This window comes from Myxococcus sp. CA040A (assembly GCF_013336725.1).
In the GTDB taxonomy this organism is placed as follows: domain Bacteria; phylum Myxococcota; class Myxococcia; order Myxococcales; family Myxococcaceae; genus Myxococcus; species Myxococcus llanfairpwllgwyngyllgogerychwyrndrobwllllantysiliogogogochensis.
On the sequence record NZ_JABUMR010000003.1, the window covers coordinates 680,265 to 696,379 of the forward strand.

General features: G+C 70.1%; 16 protein-coding genes. 8 read left to right on the plus strand and 8 right to left on the minus strand.

Going from position 1 to position 16,115, the window contains the following annotated elements; translation table 11 throughout:
• Nucleotides 1-5: 5 nt before the first annotated feature.
• A complete protein-coding gene (locus HUA75_RS15030; RefSeq protein ID WP_174486776.1) occupies nt 6-773 on the plus strand; it encodes a methyltransferase domain-containing protein in 768 nt (255 codons plus the stop codon).
• A gap of 12 nt (nt 774-785) precedes the next feature.
• Here the strand turns inward: HUA75_RS15030 and HUA75_RS15035 are convergent, their stop codons facing one another.
• The 4 genes from HUA75_RS15035 to HUA75_RS15050 form a co-directional block, all read right to left on the minus strand.
• Complete coding sequence (locus tag HUA75_RS15035; RefSeq protein WP_174486777.1) at nt 786-2,852, minus strand: MopE-related protein; 2,067 nt, start codon at nt 2,850-2,852, stop codon at nt 786-788.
• 73 nt (nt 2,853-2,925) lie between these two features.
• Nucleotides 2,926-3,555 carry a YiiX family permuted papain-like enzyme gene (locus tag HUA75_RS15040; protein WP_141642017.1) on the minus strand — a complete coding sequence of 210 codons (630 nt, stop codon included), beginning with the start codon at nt 3,553-3,555 and terminating at the stop codon, nt 2,926-2,928.
• Between the two features lie 150 nt (nt 3,556-3,705).
• Entirely contained in the window at nt 3,706-4,260 is a 555-nt protein-coding gene (gene thpR, locus HUA75_RS15045) for an RNA 2',3'-cyclic phosphodiesterase (RefSeq protein ID WP_174486778.1), read from the minus strand.
• 3 nt (nt 4,261-4,263) lie between these two features.
• Nucleotides 4,264-4,788 carry a metal-dependent hydrolase gene (locus HUA75_RS15050; protein WP_174486779.1) on the minus strand — a complete coding sequence of 175 codons (525 nt, stop codon included), beginning with the start codon at nt 4,786-4,788 and terminating at the stop codon, nt 4,264-4,266.
• A gap of 87 nt (nt 4,789-4,875) precedes the next feature.
• Here HUA75_RS15050 and HUA75_RS15055 point away from each other — a divergent pair, with 87 nt between their 5' ends.
• Both HUA75_RS15055 and HUA75_RS15060 read left to right on the plus strand, forming a co-directional pair.
• The gene (locus HUA75_RS15055; RefSeq protein ID WP_141649058.1) at nt 4,876-6,120 is read left to right on the plus strand and encodes an adenylate/guanylate cyclase domain-containing protein; all 1,245 of its coding nucleotides are present in this window, start codon (nt 4,876-4,878) and stop codon (nt 6,118-6,120) included.
• Nucleotides 6,121-6,217: 97 nt separating this feature from the next.
• The gene (locus HUA75_RS15060) at nt 6,218-7,078 is read left to right on the plus strand and encodes a caspase family protein (protein WP_141649057.1); all 861 of its coding nucleotides are present in this window, start codon (nt 6,218-6,220) and stop codon (nt 7,076-7,078) included.
• A 71-nt stretch (nt 7,079-7,149) separates the two neighbouring features.
• Here HUA75_RS15060 and proS read toward each other — a convergent pair whose 3' ends face one another.
• Nucleotides 7,150-8,583 carry a proline--tRNA ligase gene (gene proS, locus HUA75_RS15065; RefSeq protein WP_141649056.1) on the minus strand — a complete coding sequence of 478 codons (1,434 nt, stop codon included), beginning with the start codon at nt 8,581-8,583 and terminating at the stop codon, nt 7,150-7,152.
• Between the two features lie 187 nt (nt 8,584-8,770).
• On the opposite strand from proS, the gene HUA75_RS47720 reads away from it, so the two are divergent.
• From HUA75_RS47720 to HUA75_RS15080, 3 genes are all read left to right on the plus strand, one after another.
• A complete protein-coding gene (locus HUA75_RS47720; RefSeq protein ID WP_141649055.1) occupies nt 8,771-9,451 on the plus strand; it encodes a DUF4336 domain-containing protein in 681 nt (226 codons plus the stop codon).
• Nucleotides 9,452-9,652: 201 nt separating this feature from the next.
• Nucleotides 9,653-10,279: an MXAN_6652 family MXYO-CTERM-anchored protein gene (locus tag HUA75_RS15075; RefSeq protein WP_141649054.1), complete on the plus strand. Its 627-nt coding sequence runs from the start codon at nt 9,653-9,655 to the stop codon at nt 10,277-10,279.
• An 85-nt stretch (nt 10,280-10,364) separates the two neighbouring features.
• A complete protein-coding gene (locus tag HUA75_RS15080) occupies nt 10,365-11,219 on the plus strand; it encodes an endonuclease/exonuclease/phosphatase family protein (RefSeq protein ID WP_174486780.1) in 855 nt (284 codons plus the stop codon).
• Here the strand turns inward: HUA75_RS15080 and HUA75_RS15085 are convergent.
• Complete coding sequence (locus HUA75_RS15085; protein WP_174454162.1) at nt 11,198-11,749, minus strand: hypothetical protein; 552 nt, start codon at nt 11,747-11,749, stop codon at nt 11,198-11,200. The genes HUA75_RS15080 and HUA75_RS15085 overlap by 22 nt on opposite strands.
• A gap of 112 nt (nt 11,750-11,861) precedes the next feature.
• Complete coding sequence (locus HUA75_RS15090) at nt 11,862-12,245, minus strand: hypothetical protein (protein ID WP_174454163.1); 384 nt, start codon at nt 12,243-12,245, stop codon at nt 11,862-11,864.
• A gap of 160 nt (nt 12,246-12,405) precedes the next feature.
• On the opposite strand from HUA75_RS15090, the gene HUA75_RS15095 reads away from it, so the two are divergent.
• Complete coding sequence (locus tag HUA75_RS15095; protein WP_174486781.1) at nt 12,406-13,797, plus strand: hypothetical protein; 1,392 nt, start codon at nt 12,406-12,408, stop codon at nt 13,795-13,797.
• A gap of 43 nt (nt 13,798-13,840) precedes the next feature.
• Nucleotides 13,841-14,503 (plus strand): YdcF family protein, encoded by a 663-nt coding sequence (locus HUA75_RS15100; RefSeq protein ID WP_174486782.1) that lies wholly within the window; start codon nt 13,841-13,843, stop codon nt 14,501-14,503.
• Here HUA75_RS15100 and HUA75_RS15105 read toward each other — a convergent pair.
• The gene (locus HUA75_RS15105; RefSeq protein WP_141644580.1) at nt 14,484-16,019 is read right to left on the minus strand and encodes a trypsin-like peptidase domain-containing protein; all 1,536 of its coding nucleotides are present in this window, start codon (nt 16,017-16,019) and stop codon (nt 14,484-14,486) included. The two genes, HUA75_RS15100 and HUA75_RS15105, sit on opposite strands and share 20 nt — an antisense overlap.
• Nucleotides 16,020-16,115: the final 96 nt, after the last annotated feature.

The following is a 16,115-nucleotide window of genomic DNA, read 5'->3' on the forward strand; positions in this document are numbered from 1 at the left end:
CTGGCATGTGGGACCCGTCGCAGTACACGCGCTTCCGCGATGAGCGGAAGCGGCCCTTCTTCGAGCTGCTGTCGCGGGTGGACGTGGCCGCCCCGACGCACGTCGCCGACCTGGGGTGCGGGACGGGGGATTTGACGCGCGTGCTGGCCGAGCGCTGGCCCGGCGCGACGGTCTACGGCGTGGACTCCTCGGTGGAGATGGTGGAGGAGGCGCGCCGCCGTCCCGCGCCGGGCTCCGTGCGCTTCGAGGTGGGGGAACTCGCGGGCTGGGCGCCTCCCGTGCCGCTGGACGTGCTGGTGTCGAACGCGGCGCTGCACTGGGTGCCGGACCATGCGGCGCTGATGGCGCGACTGGTGGCGAAGCTTTCGCCGAACGCCGTGCTGGCCTTCCAGGTGCCGGCCAACTTCGATGCGCCCTCGCACCGCCTCGTCGACGAGGTGAAGGCGCTGCCGCGCTTCGCCCGGGTGCTTGAGCCCGTGAGGCGGCGGCCCGTGGAGACGCTGGAGACGTACGAGTCGCTGCTGGCGGGGCGGGGGATGATGGTGGATGCGTGGGAGACCACGTACCTGCATTTGCTGCCGGGCGAGGATGCGGTGTTGCAGTGGTTGTTGGGGACGACGCTGCGGCCGGTGCTGGCGGCGCTGGGTGAGGCGGAGCGACAGGCGTTCCTGGAGGAGCTGGGGCCGCGCCTGCGCGACGCGTACCCCGCTCACGCGCGGGGCACTCCGTTCCTGTTCACCCGCCGCTTCGTGGTGGCGCGGCGGGGGACTTGAGCGCCCGCGTCCTCAGGGCCAGGCGGGCCAGCGCAGGATTCGCCCGCCGATGCCCACCACCCAGAGGTCGTCGGGGCCCGTGCCGGTGATGTCGTTGAGGCGCCCGCCGGAGGCCGCGTGGATCTCCGTCCACGTCTGTCCGTTGTAGCGGTAGATGTGGCCGTTCGCGCACGTCGCATAGGCGGACCCCGCGCCGAAGGCGATGACCGACGTCAGGTCATGGGCGTTGGGGAAGCCCTGCTTGACCCACTTCGTGCCGTTGACCTTGCGCAGGACGGTGCCTCCATCGCCCACGGCGAAGGCAACCTGGTCGTTCACCGCCCAGACGGCCCGCAGCGCCCGTGCACCGGTGGTGTCCTGCTCCGCGTTCTCCGTCTCCCAGCGACTGTTGGCGGGGTTGAACCGGAAGACGCGAGGCGTGTTCGAGGCGCCACCCACCAACAGCAGGTGGCTCGGGGCGCTCCCGTGGATGTTGTAGACGCTGGGGAGCGCGTTGTTCGCGGCGTTGTAGCTCAGGGTTCCGCCGCCATCCCAGGTGAAGGACGTGCCCGTGGTCTGGTTGTCCTCGCCCGTGGGCGAGTTGGCGCCGTAGAGCGTGAGGACGTTGTTGGTTCGCAGCCCGGTCATTCCAAAAATCCACCGGTTGTCGTCACTGATGTCGGAGCAGCCCGCGGCGGTGGTGTCCTGGTGGGCCTTCTTGCCGCCCTCGGAGCCGAGCCACGCGCGGCCCGTGGTGGGGTCCGCCCAGATGGCGCGCCATTGGGTGTCGTCGGCGCCGCAGCTGTCATCCGTGATGACCGTGAAGTTCGTGCCGGTGGGCAGCAGCCGCGCGCGACGGTTGTCGTCACCCCCGACCCACACTCCGCCCCGAGTCCATGAAGAGGCCGCGTACCAGTCCTTCATCCCCCCCGAGCCCACGTTCCTGCTGGTCCATGCGGGAGCGTTTCCGCCCGGGCAGACGCTCTGGAGTTCCTTCTGGCCGTCGCAGTCGTTGTCCAGGTCATCGCACAGCTCGGTGGCGCCGGGATGGGTCCGCGAGTCGCCGTCGTTGCAGTCCGAGCTGTTGGTGACATAGGCGCCCGCGGGCTTCACGCAGGACTGCACGATGCCGGTGTTGCCACCGAAGGTGTCGCCGTCCTCGTCCGGGTACCACAGGGTGGCCACCGAGGACGTCACACACTCCAGCGCCGTCTGGACGCTGTTGCACTGGTTCGTTCCCTGGCACTGGAACGAATCCGTGCACTGCTGCGTGAGCGTGGGGAAGCCCTCGTCCTTCACTCCGTCGCAGTTGGTGTCCACGTCATCGCAGAGGTCGGTGAGCCCTGGGCGGATGTCGCGGTTCGTGTCGTCGCAGTCGTCCGGAGCGCCGGTGGTGTAGCCGTCGGGCGTGGCGCCGCAGACGATGAGGGGCGTCGAGTCCTTCTTGCCGTGGCCGTCCTGGTCCCCGTCCAGATACACATTCCTGCTGGGCGGGGTGTCGCAGAACCGGGCGCGGTCCGTCGTGCCGCAGCGGAAGACACCGGAGCAGTCCGCCGACGTCGAGCAGGCCTCTCCCAACTGGAAGTGGACCGTGTCGCCGACGCCGTCACAGTTGTCGTCCACGTCGTTGCAGAGCTCCTCGGCGCCTGGATTGATGGCGAGCACGTCGTCCCGACAGTCGGTGCCGTTGCTGCTCTCTCCGACGTAGCCATCCTGGTCCGCGTCCGTGGCCTGCAGGGACAGCGTGACGGCATGCACGGTGTCGAGCTCCACCGTCACGCGCTGCGAGTCGGAGACCACGGCCTTGCCTTCGCAGGATTGCTCGAAGGCCGTGGCGCGCACTCCCACGGACGCTCCCCAGTCGAGAGGAGGTATCAGCGCGACCATCATGCTGCCGCCGTCGGCGCGAGTCCCCTTCACCTCCGTGCCCACGATGTCCTTGCCGCGTGTCTGCCCGCTGGCCACGTCGAACGCCTCCACCCGGAGGCATCCCGGGAGGAAGGGGCCGTACTTCACCGTGACCTTGACCGCGCCCTGGGTGACGTCCTTCTTGCAGCCAGCGAGGAGGAGGAGGGGGAGGACGAGCAGGAGGCGTCGCATGAAACGAAGTGTATCCGCGCTTCCGGGCTCGGCTCACCTTCTCCGAGTCAGGGTTGAATACACCCCTGGATATTCATGACCCGGGCTGGCGCTCACTCGGGAAATCCGAGTGAACCACCGACAACCGCGCATCACGAGCAAGGCTCGCGGGTGTTATCAGTTCCTGCTCCAGCGGAACCTGGACGCCGTAGCGCTCGCGCATCTGCTGTTTCAGGCCGGCCACGTCGAGCGAGCCCAGGGTTTCCATCGCTCCGTACTCCACGCCCGCGCCCTGGGCGTAGGCCTTGCGTACCAGCTCCGAGCAATACATCGCCTCGTCGCCCCAGCCGAAGCGCCAGTCATAGGGCTTGCCCAGGTGGGACTTCGCCGCCGTCAGAGCGCGCTGCCGCTGCTCGGCGTCGAGTCCCTGGGGGCGCAGCACGAGGATGTGGCCCTTCACGCCGCGCGCCTTCCACTTCGCGAACGGGACGCGTTGCACCGGCTGCACGGCCTCCACCACGAACACGCCCTGGGCCGTCACCTCCACCAGCCCTACGTGGGACAGCGCGCTGTGCGTGGCCGCCCGGATGGCCTGGGACTGCCGCGAGCGCGAGGTGTGCAGCACGACGTCCCCGGTCTGGAGCTTCGCCGCCAGCTCCTCCCGAGGCGCAGCGACCGCGCTGAGTCCCCACAACCACACTCCCCACAACACGAGCCAACGCATGGACCCTGTCCTTTCCGGCGTTTGCCACGCCGGCTGACTCACGATGCAGCCTCGATGCCAGGGCTCACTCCTACGCCCCCATCCGAGAGGCATGTGACGTCCCTGGCGCCGACGGTGTTCCCTGGAGAAGGGAGCGCGCGCGTGCGGCTGTCAGGCGGTGCGCGTCAGCGGCACTTCGACCACGCGGTGGTACTCCGGGCCACGGCTCTCGAAGAGGACGAGCCGGTCCACGCGTCCCTGGCCCAGGTCCGTATCGGACAGGGCTTTCACGCACTGGAGCAGCGCCGGGTCTCCGGACGACGTGTGGCTCCGGGCCAGCGTCAGGTGCGGCGCGTAGTCGCGGTACTCCGACTCGAAGCCGAGCGGCTGCAACTGCTCCGCCGTGTCGGCCTGCAGGGCCTTGAGCGCGTTGGTCTCTCCATGCACGCCCGCCCAGAGCACTCGCGGATGCGTGGGCGTGCCGAAGGTGCCGCCTCCGCCCACCGACAACGTGAAGGGCGCGTGCCGGGGGCCGACCGAGGCCAGCGCCTCACGGATGGCGGGCAGTCGCGAGGACTCCACTTCCCCCAGGAACACGAGCGTGAGGTGGATGCCTTCGACTCGCACGAAGCGGGCGTGGTTCGCGAGCTGGCGCAGCCGCTTCAGCTCGGCGGCGACCCGAGCCTCGATGGAGGCCCCCAGCGTGACGGCGGTGAACAGTCGCATGGCTCAGCGCTTTCTCGCGGACCCGCGCGGCCAGAGCGCGTAGGCCCAGAAGGGGATGAAGGCGAGCAGCTCCGCGCCGACGACATACAGCCCGCGCGGCGACAGCATGCCCGCGCCAATGGGCGACACCGGCAATGGACGCACGGGCGCGAACAGCCGCGCATTCGAGAAAGGCCACAGCAACGCCGCGCCCAGCCCGCCATCCGTCAGCGAGTCCAGGAGCCCGTGGCTCGCCACCGCGAGGAACGCGAGCCCACCCCAGCGGCCCGCGGGCGCCCCCGCCCACTTCGCCACCCCCGCCACCGCGAGCGCCACCGCCGCCGCGAAGACGAACGAGTGCGACGCGCCCCGGTGTCCCCACGGCGCCGCATAGGGAATGCGGAAGACGAAGGCCACCACGTCCGCGTCCGGCAGCAGGGCCAGCATCGAGAAGAGTGCCATGGAGGCAACCAGGCGACGGGTCGACTCACCGTTCGCCTCATACCGCCCCAGGGCCATGCCCACCGCCACGTGACCGATGCTCGCCATGATTTCCTGGGGCGGAAGATACCGCACCTGGGCCTCATGGCTCGCACGCGGGTGGCTCCCTGGAGGGTGGTGGTAGCGTGCGACCTCATGCGGGTGCTTTCCCATGTCGAGGATACGCTCGCGCGACGCCTGGAAGGGTGGCGCGCGCAGGTGGGCGAGTGGCTCAACCGGGTCCGCGCGGCGGGCACGGCGAGCTGGCTGGTGATGACGTGGCAGTTCGAGTGGCGCACGCCGCTCGGGGTGCTCGCCGCGTACCTGGCGCTGGCGGTGGTGCTGTGGGCGGGCGCGCGCCGCTTTCCCCGCCTGGGGCGGCGCCCGGCGCTCGGGCTCGTCTTCCTGGACATGCCCGCTGTCTTCGCCCTCCAGTCGCTGGCCATCGGCACGGCGAACAACGACAACGCGGTGCCCACCGCGCTCTTGACGCTGGGCGTGTACATCGTGCTGGTGGTGCTCGTGTCGCTGGTGACGCTGTCGCGCGTCATCGTCGTGCTGGCCACGGTGGTGGCCATCGGCCTGGAGAAGATGCTGGTGTTCCAGGCCCAGGTGGAGTGGCAGGCGTTCCTGCCGGGCATGGTGCTGGTGCTGGCGCTGGGCGCGCTCGCGGCGGCCTTCATCAGCCGGCAGGTGCTGGGGCTGGTGACGCAGGTGGCGCAAGAGGAGGTGCGGCTGGAGCGGCTGGGCCGCTACTTCTCCCCCGAGGTCGCCCGGCAGATTGCCCAGCACGGCACCGAGGCGGGAGGCGGCGAGCACCGCGAGGTGACGCTGCTGTTCTCCGACATCCGAGGCTTCACCTCCATGTCCGAGCGCATGGACAGCCCTCAAGTCGTCGCGCTGCTCAACGAGTACCTGTCGCGCATGGTGGACGTGGTGTTCCGCCATGGAGGGACGCTCGACAAGTTCATCGGTGACGGCATCCTCGCGTACTTCGGCGCGCCGCTGGATTTGCCGGGGCACCCGAAGGCCGCGGTGGCGTGTGGGCTGGCCATGCTGGAGGCGCTGGAGACGCTCAACGCGGAGCGCGTGGCGCGCGGTGAGGAGCCGCTGCGAATCGGCATCGGCATCCACACGGGGCGCGTGGTGGTAGGGGACGTGGGCAGCGCGCAGCGGCGCGAGTACACGGTGATTGGCGACGCGGTGAATCTGGCCAGCCGCATCGAAGGGCTCACCAAGAAGGTGGGCGTGGCCATGCTGGTGTCGGAGGCCACGCGCCGCTTCTGCCAGGACGATGCGTCCCTGCGCTTCGAGCCCGCCGCGCCCCTGCCCGTCGCGGGCAAGGCCGAGCCCGTGGCCACTTTCGTCCCGGGCAAGCAGGCGCTGCGCGAGGTGGGCTGAGCGGACGGGGGCCGGGCAGGGAGGCTCGGCGCCCTGGGGCCGGTGGGCTCACACCTGGAAGCCTCGCGCTCCCTCCGGTGACAGGAGGAGTGTGACCATGGCTCAGGGATATTCGTTGAACATCGGGTTGAATCTGGTGGACCCGGCGCACTACGCGGGCTGGGACGGAGCGCTCGTCGCCTGCGAGGCGGACGCCGAGGACATGGTGGCCATCGCCACGGAGCGGAAGTTCTCCACCGTGCGCAAGGTGCTCACGAAGGATGCGACGCGGGGCCGCATCCTGAAGGAGATGGACGAGGCGGCCCGCGTGCTCCAACCCGGAGACCTGTTCTTGCTGACGTACTCCGGACACGGCGGGCAGCTCCCGGACCGCAACAGCGACGAGTCGGACGCGCAGGACGAGACGTGGGTGCTCTACGACGGAGAGCTCATCGACGACGAAATCCACCTCGCGCTGTCCAAGCTGAAGCAGGGCGTGCGCGTGTTGATGTTCTCCGATAGCTGCCACAGCGGCACGGTGAGCAAGGCGGCGTACGCGGCGCTTCGGGGGTCAGGCAGCCTGGAGTTGCTGTCGGACACGCTGCACGACCCGGCACCGGAGGTGAGGCGCTTCAAGGACATGCCCACGGCGATTGCCCTGCGCACGTACCGGGACAACAAGGCCTTCTACGACGACGTCATGGCGGGGCTCCCGAAGGATGACCCCATCGCGAAGACGAAGGCGACGGTGCTGCTCATCTCCGGGTGCCAGGACAACCAGCTCTCCAGCGACGGAGCCTTCAACGGCCTGTTCACCGCGAACCTGCTGCGCGTCTACAACAGCGGGAAGTTCCGGGGCAGCCACCGCACGTTCCACCGCCGCATCGTCCGGCGCATGCCGCCGCTCCAGTCGCCCAACTACTCCATCGTCGGCGTCCCCAGCCGCGAGTTCGAGCGGGAGACGCCCTTCGAGGTGTGACAAAGGGCCGAGGGGGGACTGATGGAGTCCCTCCACGGCCCTCTGTCATGACGCCGCGTTCGCGGTGGGGCTCAGTACGCCTTGGAGAACACGATGCGGCCCGGCGAGTCCTCGCCGGTGACGACGCACTTGCCCGGCTCCTGCTTGAGCGCGAAGGGACGGTTGCGCGTGGTCAGGCCCGTCTCTTCCTTGATGCGCGCCTCCACCTTGGGGTCCAGGTTCCAGTGCGCGAGCAGGAAGCCCGCGTCCGCCTTCTCCTTCATCTCCTCATAGGAGTTGACCTCGAAGGTGTGCTCGTCGCGGAACGTCTTCGCCTTCTGGAAGAGGTCCTTCTGCATCTGGTCCAGCATGGACTGGGCCTTGGCGGCGGCCTCGCCCAGCGGGATGAACTCCTTCACCTTCAAGTCACGGCGCACCATGACGCAGGTGCCCTTGGCCAGGTCCTTGGGGCCAATCTCGATGCGCACGCAGGTGCCCACCAGCTCGTGCTCGAAGTACTTGAAGCCGGGGCCCTTGCTGTCGTCGTCGTCCACCACCACGCCCAGGCCGGACTTGCGCAGGTCGGCGGCGAGCGCGTGGCTCTTCTCCAGCACCTGGGCCTTCTCCGTGTCGGTCGCCTTGCCGAAGATGGGGATGATGACCACGTGCGTGGCCGCCAGCTTCGGCGGGACGATGAGCCCCGAGTCATCCGAGTGGGTCATGATGAGCCCGCCGATGAGGCGCGTGGACACGCCCCAGGACGTCTGCCAGACGAAGTGCTCGCGGCCGTCGCGACCCTGGAACTTGGTGTCGAAGGCCTTGGCGAAGTTCTGGCCCAGGTTGTGGCTGGTGCCGGCCTGCAGCGCCTTCTTGTCCTGCATCATGGCTTCGATGCTGTAGGTGCGCAGGGCGCCGGCGAACCGCTCCGACTCCGACTTGCGGCCCGTCATCACGGGCATGGCCATGTAGTCCTCGGAGAACGTCCGGTAGACCTCCAGCATCTGGAGCGTCTCCTTCTCCGCGTCCTCTTCGGTCTCGTGACAGGTGTGGCCTTCCTGCCAGAGGAACTCGGTGGTGCGCAGGAACAGGCGCGTGCGCATCTCCCAGCGCATCACGTTCGCCCACTGGTTGATGAGCAGGGGCAAATCCCGATAGCTCTGCACCCACTTGGCGAAGCTGCGGTTGATGATGGTCTCCGACGTGGGTCGGATGACGTAGGGCTCCTCGAGCTTGGCGCCGCCCGCGTGGGTGACGACGGCGAGCTGGGGGTTGAAGCCCTCGACGTGCTCGGCTTCCTTCTTGAGGTAGCTCTCGGGGATGAGCAGCGGGAAGTAGGCGTTCTTGTGGCCCAGGTCCTTGAACATCTTGTCCAGGACGCGCTGCATGTTCTCCCACAGCGCGTAGCCGTTGGGACGGATGACCATGCAGCCCTTCACGTCCGAGTAGTCGGCGAGCTTCGCCTTCTGGACCAGGTCGACGTACCACTCGGAAAAGCCCTTCTCTCGGGGCGTGAGCTTATCGGCCATGTGCTGAGCACCTTTTCAAAGTCGTTGAAAGAGGACGGTTGCCTACGCTTTGGCCACCCGGAAATCAACGCTCCAGTCGTCCCAGGACGTCCCCCGGCTCGTCCCAGGGCAGGTGGTTCACGTTGCGAGGGCTTTCGGAGGGCGGCGAGGATGCCCCGCCGTCCCGTCGTCGTCCCAGGAGGAAGACATGCTGCGCGCCGTGGCTGGAGAGGTTCATTCCCTGGCGGTTCCCTTCCGGATGGGGGCGTTCGACCTGGGGGGACGGATGACGGTCATCCGCCTGCCGGGCGGGGGGCTGTGGGTGCACTCGCCGGTCGCCTGCACGCCCGAGGCGCGCGCGGCGGTGGATGCGCTGGGCCCGGTGCGCTTCCTGGTCGCGCCCAACCTGATGCACCACCTGCGGGTGGGGGACTGGGCGGCGGCGTATCCGGAGGCGCGCGTGGTGGCGCCGGCGAGCCTGAGGGCGAAGCGGAAGGATTTGCGCATCGACCTGGAGTTGGGGGACGCGGCGGACGCGGGTTGGGCGGGGGTCATCGACCAGGTGCAGGTGAAGGGGATGCCGAAGCTGGACGAGTTCGTGTTCTTCCACCGGCCCACCGGCACGGTGCTGCTCACGGACCTGGCGTTCAACTTTCACCAGACGGGCTCGTGGCTCACGCGCACGTATCTGAAGCTCTGTGGCGCGTGGCAGCGGCTTGCGCCCACGTTCATCACCAAGGCGGTGGTGAAGGACCGGGCGGCGGTGAAGGCGTCGCTGGAGCGGGTGCTCGCGTGGGACGTGAAGCAGGTGGTGGTGTGCCACGGTGATGTGCAGGAGCAGGGCGCGCGCGAGGCACTGCGCGAGGCGTTCCACCGGCTCGCGGGCTGAGGGCTCACACGGTGTTGGCGATACACGGGCAACGCGAGGGCCTTGGCGCGGGTCGCCGCCGACCCTTTTTGATACCGGCTATCTGGAGTCCTCTCGCGTGGATGCAACGCGAGCGTCACACCCTGACGGATGCTGGGAAGCGTTGGCGCGTCGCGCTATGAAGTGCTCTCCATTTTTCATGGTTTTCCACCTGGAGGCTTCATGCGGTCGTTTCTTCCGTCTCTCGGAGTGGCTGGCGCGCTGACGGCGTGCCTCGTCTCCGGCTCCGCCCTCGCCTACGCCACCGGCCAGACGGGCCACAGCGGCAAGGACAGCTCGCTGACGTGCGCGAGCTCGATGTGCCACTCGACCACGGGTACCAAGCCCACCGTGACCCTCGAGGGACCCGCGTCCCTCGAGCCCGGCCAGACGGGCACCTACGCCCTCGTCATCACCGGCGGCCCCGGCGTTCGCGGCGGCTTCAACGTGGCCACGGATGGCTCCGCCACCCTCACCGCCGGCTCCGGCTCCAAGAAGGTCTCCGGCGAGCTCACCCACACCCAGCCCAAGGCCTTCACCAGCGGCACGGTGCGCTTCGACTTCACCCTCGTCGCCCCGTCCACCGGCGCCACGCTCACCCTGTTCGGCGCGGGCAACTCGACCAACGGCAACAACGAGGACACCGGTGACGCGTCCAACACCGCCACGCTCAAGGTGAAGGTCGGCGACGGCGGCGGCGACGGCGGTGGTGAGGACGACGGCGGTGGCTGCGCCGCGGCCGGTGGCGTGCCCCTCCTGGGCGCAGCCCTGCTGCTGCTCGGCGCGCGTCTGCGCCGCCGCGACGCGTAAGCGGCTGGCTGCTCCTCAATCAGGCACCTGGGGGGCGGGGAGACAGTGAGCGACGGCGCGGCCTAACATCCCGCCCTCGCTCTCCATGCACCTCCGCCTCCTCTCCCTGCTGCTCATGCTGGGGCCGCTCGCGTGTGCGACAGGCCCCGGTCTCCTCCCCCCGGAAGTCCCGCTCGCCGCCGTACACCGCGAGCCTGGGACGCTGCGGGTGATGACCTTCAACATCCAGTCCGGTGCCCGTGGACTCGATGGCGTGGCCCGCGTCATCCGTGCCTCCGTGCCGGACCTCGTCGCGCTCCAGGAGGTCGACGTCGGCTCCAGGCGCGCCGGCGGCATCGACCAGGTGGAGGCCCTCTCCCGCCTCACCGGCCTGCCTCACCGCGCCCACTTCCGCACCACGGACCTGCATGGCGGCGCCTACGGCATCGCCATCCTGTCGCGCTTCCCACTGGAGTCGCTCGCGCAGTACCCGCTGCCCGTGCCCTCGGGCGCGGAGCCGCGCACGCTCGCGCACGCCGTCGTGTCCGTCGATGGCCGCGAGGTGAGCGTCTACCTCACGCATCTCATCCGCCGCCCCTTCAACAACGCCACGCGCCTGCGCCAGAGTGGCTACGTGGCCCGACTGCTCGCCCAGGACTCCCGGCCTCGCCTGCTCCTGGGTGACCTCAACGACGACCCGGACTCGCAATCGGTGCGCCTGCTGCGCCGCGATTTGCGCGACGTCGTCGCCGCCACCGGCGGAGCCAGGGGCACCTACCCGATGCCCCTGTTCCTGCCCACGCTGCGCATCGACTACGTGCTGGCCTGTGAGGCCTTCACGCCCGTGGCCAGCCGCGTGCTGCGGGTCGCCGCGTCGGACCACTACCCCGTCGTCGCGGACCTGCGGCTGGACGTGCTTCCTCCCACGGACGCGGAAGGTCAGCTCACGTTGAAGCGGTAGAGCACGTCCGGGTCTCCCCGGCTGTAGCCCTTGAGGACCTCGTGCTTCAGGTCCTTCGCGCCGAGCACCGTCAGGCCGCCCCACGCGAAGCCCATCACCGACAGCTCGAAGTACACGTGCGGCTTGGGCACCTTGATGATGTGCAGGTCCGTGTGGCCCGCGCCCGGCAGCACCTCCAGCTCGCCCTCGGTGAAGTAGCCCTTCCAGATGCCGGGCGTGAAGAAGAGGAAGCGGCGGAAGTCACCCGGGCTGAACATCGCCTTGAGCTGCCCCTGGCCCAGCGCGTACTCGGCGGACTTGATGCCGAACTGCCACCACGCGTTGGGGTCTCCTCCGTAGAAGCGCTGGAGCAGCTCCTCGTTGAGCCGCAGGAACGCATCCACCGGGATGCGCGTCACCGGGAGGACGGGCTGCGCGAAGACGGGCTCCTTCTTCTTGATGTCCGCGATGAAGTCCTTCCACGCCTTCTCGCCGTGGGACTGCATCGCCATCTGCTGTCGCGCCAGGAACGCCACGCCTTTGACTTCCATCCGTGTGCCTCCACTGCCTGACCCCGCGCGGGGCCGCGCTCGGGGGAGTCCGTCCCGGCTTCCACGGGAAGGATAGGGTGCGACAACGTCGCGCGCAGGCGACGCCTGCCTGCTACTCGAGCTGAAGACCGCAGTCGGCGCAGGCTCCGGCGACCAGGGGCGCCACGGTGCCGCAGGCCGGACACGGCGGCTCACCGTCCTCCGTCGCGGGCAATGCGAAGGGCGAGGCGCCGTCCGCCAGCACGCCCTCGCGCTGGATGCTGTCCATCCAACGTTGCTGGAGCAGCGTCGCCACGCGCAGGCCGTCCTCGGGGCGCACCAGCACCTGGAACTTCGGGCTGCACCCGGGCTTCGCGCACGCCTCGCGGTGTACCAGCGCGGGGACGTCCGCCTCCAGACAGGCCTCCACCAGCCGCCGGGCGTCCGCCAGCGCCATCTCCGCGCACGGCACCAACTCCACGTCCGACAGCACCTTCGTCACTTCATCCTGGGTCATCACCTGTCGGATTGGAGCCCACGCATGGGCCCTCCGTCCAGCGGCGAGCCGTCTTCTCGGACTCGAGGGCACCTCGCGCCCGCCAGGTCGCATCCCCACCCTGCCCGTCACTTCTTCGAGATTCCACGGGCCTGTACGGGGCGGGTGGGGGCACGACGCAATGCTTCATGGGGCACGGGGCCGCGGAGCCTGCCAGGCGCTGGCGTTGCTGGTCATGGCCTGTCAGCAGTCCGAGGCGGTGGGCCCGAGTCCCTCCGTGGAGAGCCCGCCGGCCGTCGTGCGCGCCCCACAGGCAGGGCCGCTGACGGGAAGGACGCGCTGGCTGCGCGCCTTGACGGGCGCGGGCCGGGAGTCCGCGGTGGGGCTCGCGCACGACACGCGCGGCAACCTGGTGCTGGCCCTCGATTCGGAGGACGCGGTGGCGGACCTCTTCGGTCCGTTGCTGGTACCCGCTTCCGGAACCGCCGCGCCAAAGACCTTCGGCGTGGCGAAGTACGGCACGGGGGGAGAGCGGATGTGGTCCGTCTCCCTGCCGGGCTTCGCGGAGGTCGTCACGGTGAGCTCTCGCGGACACGTGTTCGTCGCGGGCCGCAATCCGGCGGGCGCGGACCTGGGCGGAGGGCCCCTGCCGGCGGGGCGCTTCCTGCTCAAGCTGGGACGGGAGGGAGACTTCGTCTGGGCTCGGAGTCTGGTGTCGCTGGGCGTCTCGCCCGACTTCGTCCTCCAGCGCGCGGAGGTGGACCTGCTGGGCAACGTGGTGCTGGCGGGCACGCTTCCCGACGCGAAGCTCGGCGGGGTTGCCGCGCTGGTGAAGGTGGACGCGAGGGGCGGCTACCTGTGGACGTATGCGCACCCGGAGCCGGGAGCGGCCACGGGCGTGGCGGCGGACCGCGAGGGCTCCCTCTACGTCACGGGGCTGCTGCATCCCCCGCGCTCGCCGGTGACGCTCGACGCGCAGCCGTTCCTGCTCAAGCTGGACCCTCGCGGGCGCCCGCTGTGGGAGCGACGGCTCGACACGGCGTCCGGCGGGGCCACCGGGGTGGCGGTGCACGGCGACCGCGTGCTGGTGACGGGCGCGTTCTCCGAACCGCTGACGTTCGAGGGGAAGACGCACGGAGTGGAGCCGGGCGGGAGCGAGGCCTTCGTGGCGGCCTTCGACCGGGAGGGCACCCCGCGCTGGTCTCGGGCGTTCGGCTTCCAGGGGCTGGGCATCGCGATGGACGAGCACGACGGCGCCGTCGTCGTGGGCCGCTACGCACACGGTGACGACCTGGGCGCGGGGGCCGTGGTGGGCGCGCCGGGCAGCACGCTCAATCTCTTCATGGTGAAGCTGGACCGCGTGGACGGTGGGGTGCGCTGGGCGCGGGGCTTCGCCATGGCGCCGTCGGGCGTCGGAGAGGTCTCCGAGGAGCGCTTCTTCGTCTCGTCGTCGAAGAAGGGGGCGAGCGCCTTGCTGGGGCCGCGGCTCTCCGCGATGGAGTTCGGGACGGGGGCGCTGGACGAGCCCGGAGGCGGTGGACGGGAGTTGTTCCTCGGAGGCTTCGAGCCTTGAGGAAAGTCGTCGAGGCGGGCTGCTCGCGGCTAACGTGCGGCGCGTGCCTCCAACTTCGCTGAGCGCGCGGCCCGGACGCGTGCGTCGACTGCTCGTGGTGTCCGTGGGTGTGGCGTCGTGCGGCGTGTTCGGCCTGGCGTGGGTGGTGGACCGCTTCGGGCAGCGCGAGCGCGCGGAGCCCTCCGACGCCGTGGTGGTGCTGGGCGCGCGCGTGCTGGCGGGCGGGGTGCCGTCCGGCGCGCTGCGGGCCCGCACGGAGAAGGCGGTGGAGCTGTACCGGCGTGGCGTGGCGCCCCGGCTCGTCTTCTCCGGTGGCGTGGGTGTGCATCCGCCCTCGGAGGCGCGGGTGATGTTGACGCTCGCGACGCAACTGGGCGTCCCCGAGGAGGCGTGCGTGCTGGAGGAGTCGAGCCACTCCACGGAGGACAACGCGCGCCTGACGGCGAAGCTGCTGCGCGACCTGGGCGCTCGGCGCGTGGTGGTCGTCTCCGACCCGTACCACCTGCTGCGCGCGCGGCAGTACTTCCGGCTCAATGGCTTCGAGGTGAGCACGAGCCCCGCGTTGGAGACCGAGCGCAACCTGCACTGGGTGGACCGCTTCTACTGGACGGTGCGCGAGGCCGTCGCGCTGGTGCTGCACCCTCGCGTGTTGTGGGCCCGCGCGCCTGGGAACGCGGGGCCGGACGTCACGACTCCGGCGCGGTGAGCGCGCGCAGCTCGCGCCGGCCTCCGGGCACCGCCACGCGCAGCAGCACGGACTCGCCCGGCTCGGCCTCTTTCAGCACGCGCGCCAGGTCCGTCGCCCGTCGCACCGGCTGGCCTCGCGCCTCCACCACCACCATGCCCGGCAACAACCCGGAGCGCTCGGCGCTGGAACCCGGCACCACGTCCGTCACCAACGCGCCCGCGCGCGGCAGCTCCTGCGCTCGCGAGAGCCTGGGGTCCATGTCCGACAGGCTCAGTCCCACGCGCTGGTGCGGCGGCTCCGCGTGCTCCTCCGGCGGCTTGCGCGAGGCCACGCCCTCCAGGTCCGGCCGCGTGCCCAGCTTCGCCTTCAGCTCCGTCTTCTTCCCACCTCGGTACACGGTGAGCGGCAGCTCGGAGCCCGGCGCCTTGAGCGCCACCGTGCGCGTGAGGGCGCGGCCAGAGGTGACGGGGCGTCCCCCCGCCGCGACGATGATGTCATCCGGCTTCAGCCCGGCCTCGGCGGCGGGCGTGCCTTCGTTCACCTCGGTGACGATGGCGCCCTCGCCCTTGGACACCCCCAGCGCGCTGCCCAGGTCCGCCGTCAAATCCTGCACGGCGACGCCCAGCCAGCCCCGCGTGACGGCGCCATCCTTCTCCAACTGGGGCAAGAGCTCCTTCACGAGCGTGCTGGGCACGGCGAAGCCGATGCCGGAGCCCTGGCCGACGATGGCCGTGTTGATGCCCACCACCTCACCGTGGAGGTTGAACAGCGGCCCGCCGGAGTTGCCCGGGTTGATGGCGGCGTCCGTCTGGAGGAAGTCGTCGAAGGGCCCCACCTGGATGTCGCGGGCCTTGGCGGAGACGATGCCCAGGCTGACGCTGGAGGCGAGTCCAAAGGGGTTGCCGATGGCCACCACCCAATCGCCCACGCGCAGCGCGTCCGAGTCGCCCAGCTTCACCACCGGGAGCCCCTTCACCTCTCCCTTGAGCTGGAGCACCGCCACGTCCGTGAGCGGGTCTGTCCCCAGCACCTTCGCGTCCAGCTCGCGTCCGTCGGGAAACTGAACGCGTATCTCCGTGGCATCCGCCACCACGTGGTTGTTGGTGAGCACCAACCCCCGAGCGTCGATGACGAAGCCGGAGCCCAGGCCCTGGCGCGGCCCTTCCTCACGCGGGTCCTCGAACGGAGAACCAAAGGGCATGCCGCCGCCGAACGGAGAGCCCGGCCCCCCTCCATTCCAGGGAGAGCCCCGACGAGGGCCGCGCGCGGGTGAGGCCTCTCGCACCTCCACGTTGACGACGGCCGACTTCACCGACTCCACCAGCGGCGCGATGGACGCGAGCGCCCCGCGCATGTCCGGCGGCATCGGCTGCTTCGCGGGAGCCGTGCCCTCCGGAGCCGCCTCGGGTGACGGCGCCGCGGGCTCCTGCTGCGCGGAGGGCGGCGGGGCGGGCGGCGCTTCTTCCTGCTCCCGGCGGCAGCCCGCGAGTGTCAGGACCAGGCCCACGGCCACGACGCGTCTGCTTCCCTTCATCGCGTTCCTCCCCTCGCATCAACGCCGCGCTGCCATGGTGCGGAAGTCGTCCGTCGGAAGAAGCACCGGGCCCTGCCGGCGCGAAAGACGCCGCGT

Excerpts from the sequence above, each read along its gene's own strand:
- HUA75_RS15030 (WP_174486776.1), top strand. The coding sequence starts at position 6 with ATGTGGGACCCGTCGCAGTACACGCGCTTCCGCGATGAGCGGAAGCGG.
- HUA75_RS15035 (WP_174486777.1), bottom strand. The coding sequence starts at position 2,852 with ATGCGACGCCTCCTGCTCGTCCTCCCCCTCCTCCTCCTCGCTGGCTGC.
- HUA75_RS15040 (WP_141642017.1), bottom strand. The coding sequence starts at position 3,555 with ATGCGTTGGCTCGTGTTGTGGGGAGTGTGGTTGTGGGGACTCAGCGCG.
- thpR (WP_174486778.1), bottom strand. The coding sequence starts at position 4,260 with ATGCGACTGTTCACCGCCGTCACGCTGGGGGCCTCCATCGAGGCTCGG.
- HUA75_RS15050 (WP_174486779.1), bottom strand. The coding sequence starts at position 4,788 with ATGGCGAGCATCGGTCACGTGGCGGTGGGCATGGCCCTGGGGCGGTAT.
- HUA75_RS15055 (WP_141649058.1), top strand. The coding sequence starts at position 4,876 with ATGCGGGTGCTTTCCCATGTCGAGGATACGCTCGCGCGACGCCTGGAA.
- HUA75_RS15060 (WP_141649057.1), top strand. The coding sequence starts at position 6,218 with ATGGCTCAGGGATATTCGTTGAACATCGGGTTGAATCTGGTGGACCCG.
- proS (WP_141649056.1), bottom strand. The coding sequence starts at position 8,583 with ATGGCCGATAAGCTCACGCCCCGAGAGAAGGGCTTTTCCGAGTGGTAC.
- HUA75_RS47720 (WP_141649055.1), top strand. The coding sequence starts at position 8,771 with ATGCTGCGCGCCGTGGCTGGAGAGGTTCATTCCCTGGCGGTTCCCTTC.
- HUA75_RS15075 (WP_141649054.1), top strand. The coding sequence starts at position 9,653 with ATGCGGTCGTTTCTTCCGTCTCTCGGAGTGGCTGGCGCGCTGACGGCG.
- HUA75_RS15080 (WP_174486780.1), top strand. The coding sequence starts at position 10,365 with ATGCACCTCCGCCTCCTCTCCCTGCTGCTCATGCTGGGGCCGCTCGCG.
- HUA75_RS15085 (WP_174454162.1), bottom strand. The coding sequence starts at position 11,749 with ATGGAAGTCAAAGGCGTGGCGTTCCTGGCGCGACAGCAGATGGCGATG.
- HUA75_RS15090 (WP_174454163.1), bottom strand. The coding sequence starts at position 12,245 with ATGACCCAGGATGAAGTGACGAAGGTGCTGTCGGACGTGGAGTTGGTG.
- HUA75_RS15095 (WP_174486781.1), top strand. The coding sequence starts at position 12,406 with ATGCTTCATGGGGCACGGGGCCGCGGAGCCTGCCAGGCGCTGGCGTTG.
- HUA75_RS15105 (WP_141644580.1), bottom strand. The coding sequence starts at position 16,019 with ATGAAGGGAAGCAGACGCGTCGTGGCCGTGGGCCTGGTCCTGACACTC.